The 2,617-nt window shown below is 62.4% G+C and carries 3 protein-coding genes; all 3 read right to left on the minus strand.

All coding sequences use genetic code 11. The features are described from left to right. Positions 1–78 precede the first annotated feature (78 nt). Genes tnpC through tnpA form a run of 3 tightly spaced genes read right to left on the minus strand, consistent with a single transcriptional unit; the run spans position 79 to position 2,531 of the window. Complete coding sequence (gene tnpC, locus EAV90_RS38985; protein WP_122401599.1) at positions 79–1,740, minus strand: IS66 family transposase; 1,662 nt, start codon at positions 1,738–1,740, stop codon at positions 79–81. 45 nt (positions 1,741–1,785) lie between these two features. Then, complete coding sequence (gene tnpB, locus EAV90_RS38990) at positions 1,786–2,106, minus strand: IS66 family insertion sequence element accessory protein TnpB (protein WP_425304745.1); 321 nt, start codon at positions 2,104–2,106, stop codon at positions 1,786–1,788. A gap of 23 nt (positions 2,107–2,129) precedes the next feature. Beyond that, positions 2,130–2,531, minus strand: coding sequence for an IS66-like element accessory protein TnpA (gene tnpA, locus EAV90_RS41950; RefSeq protein ID WP_129145275.1), 402 nt, complete (start codon positions 2,529–2,531; stop codon positions 2,130–2,132). Positions 2,532–2,617: the final 86 nt, after the last annotated feature.

Consider the following 2,617-nt stretch of genomic DNA (forward strand, 5'->3'; position numbering starts at 1 on the left):
GTACGCATACGACGAAGGCCGCCTGATTGACGCATGCGCGCGAGCACGGCGAGTTCTACGATGGCGTTGCGTGAAGGGTCAGGCGGCTTGCTGATTGGCGGACTTGCCGGCTTGGTGCAGGAGCTTCCATTCCCAGGGCAGCAGTTCGCGCAGACGCGAGGTGGGAAGATCAGCGATCCGGGCGAGGACGTCGGCGAGCCAAGCCTTGGGATCGACGTCGTTGAGGCGACAGGTCGTGATCATCGTCAGCATGATAGCTGCACGATCGGCGCCACGCTGGCTGCCAGCGAAGGTCCAGTTGCGCCTTCCCAAGGCAATGCCTCTCAATGCACGCTCAGCGCAATTGTTGGTCAAGCAGATCCTGCCATCGTCGAGGAAGCGGACGAAGTCGTCCCAGCGCTTAAGCATGTAGTTCATGGGCTTCAGGACCTCGGCGGAGCGCGAGAGGCTTTCTCGCTCGCGGAGCAGCCAGTCGTGCATGTCGTCGAGCAGCGGCTTGCTCCGCTCCTGGCGCACGGCACGCCGCTCGTCGGCGCTACGGCCGTTGATGGCGCGCTCGATCTCGAACAACGCATCCAGACGCCTGACCGCCTCCAGCGCGATCGGAGAGACCGGTTTGCCCTTGCCTTCCCGGGCGGCTTTCTCGATGTCAGCCAGCTCGAAGAATCCCCGCCGCGCATGGGCCAGGCAAAATGCCGGCGTGATCGGCATTGCTTTCCTTTTTGGGTCGAACAACGGCTCGAAGCCGCCATAGCAATCCGCCTGCAGAATGCCGACGAAGGCGGCCAGATGCCTCTGAGGATTTTCGCCCCGTCGATTGCCCGAGGCATAATAGACCGCCGCCGGCGGCGCAGGCCCGGCGAACGGCCGGTCATCCCGCACATACGTCCAGATCCGGCCGGTCGTGCATTTGCCCTTCGCCAGGACGCGGATGGTGGTGTCGTCGCCATGAAGGCGCTCGGCCGCGAGCACGTGACGCTCGATCAGCTGGAACAGCGGCATGACGGCGAAGGTTCCGTGGCCGACCTGGTCGGCCAGCGTCGACAGCGGCAGATCGATCCTCTCGGCCTTGAAGCGCACGCTCTGGCGGTTGAGCGGGATATGCATGCCGAATTTGTCGAACAAAATCGTCGCCAGCAATTGTGGGCCGATGAAGCCGCGGGGCGTCGCATGGAACGGTGCCGGCGGCTGGCTGATCTTCTCGCAATCGCGGCAGGTGAACTTCTCGCGTACCGTCTCGATGACCTTAAAGCGACGCGGAATCTCCTCCAGCGTCTTGGTCACATCCTCGCCGACCTTCGCCAGCCGCGATCCGCCGCAGCAGGCGCAGGTCGTTGGAGCCTTGATGACGACGCGCTCACGTTCGATGTCGTCCGGCCACGGTTTGCGCACCGGCCGCTTGCGCGTGAAGGCGCTCACGCTCTGGGTTTTTGCCGCGGCAGCCTGCGCAGCCAGCTCATTCTCGGTCGCCGTGGTGGCGAGTTCTTCGAGCTCCAATTCCAACTGCTCGAGTAGCCGCGCCGTGCGCTCGGAGCGCTGCCCGTGCAGTTCGCGTTTGAGCTTCTCGATCCGTAGCTCAAGATGAGCGATCAGCACCTCGCTGTCCGACAGCTCCGCCCGCGCGTTGGCGGCATCCGCGACTGCCACATCGCGTTCAGCCTGCAACGCCTCGCGCTCGGCCAGCAGCGCAAGGTAGGCGCTTGCGAGATCCGACGGAAGATCGTCCGGCTTCGATGTCATGAAGCCATTGAATCAGATCGAGCATCAGATTCAAACCCAAAACGATTATCCGACCCGCGTCGGGCGCTGGGTTTCTTGCGGATTGCGCCAATCGATCCCGGACAGCAGGTAGCTCAACTGCGCCAGCGAGATCGTTACCGCTTCACCGGCAACCGATGGCCAGATAAACTTTCCTCTCTCGAGTTTTTTTGTGAACAAGCAGGCTCCCTGACCATCGTGCCAGATCACCTTCACAAGATCGCTGCGGCGACCACGGAAGACAAACAAATGACCGCTAAGCGGTTCTTTGTGCAGCACCTCCTGCACTTGGAGGGCCAGCGATGGAAAGCCTCTGCGCATATCCGTGTAGCCTGTAGCCAGCCACACTCGCACATTCCCTGGTACAGAAATCATCGGCGTCCAAGCACATCGAGGACCCGCGCCAACGCCTCCGGATCGACGTGCGCATCCACCCGGATGCACCGTCGGTTGCCGAGATCGATCTCTATCAATCCAGTACACGCAGCTGCCGCCGAACGAACTCGGCCATCAACCGTAGGCAAAAGCTTCGGAGTTTCTTCAGCCGAGGCTGCTACGGCGGCGATCTGCACCGGCGTAAAAGATGGTGCAACTTGTTCCGATGTCCGTGCTTGGCGACGCCAGGTAAACACCAGGCTGGCCGCTACTCCGTTGCGCCGCGCAACCTCAGTTACCTTCGCGCCCGGTGCCAGCGTCTCCTCGACAATCCGTGCCTTGTCGTCCTGTGACCAACGCCGCCGCCGCTCGAGCCCGCCCAAAACCACGACCCGCATCGCCTGATGACCTTAAAGCTAGACTTAAGGTCACACGCTTCGCGAATTACCACCCGTCACGCAAGACGGTCCTCGTCGGAGGCGTA

The organism is Bradyrhizobium vignae, assembly GCF_004114425.1.
GTDB classification, from domain to species: Bacteria; Pseudomonadota; Alphaproteobacteria; order Rhizobiales; family Xanthobacteraceae; genus Bradyrhizobium; species Bradyrhizobium vignae.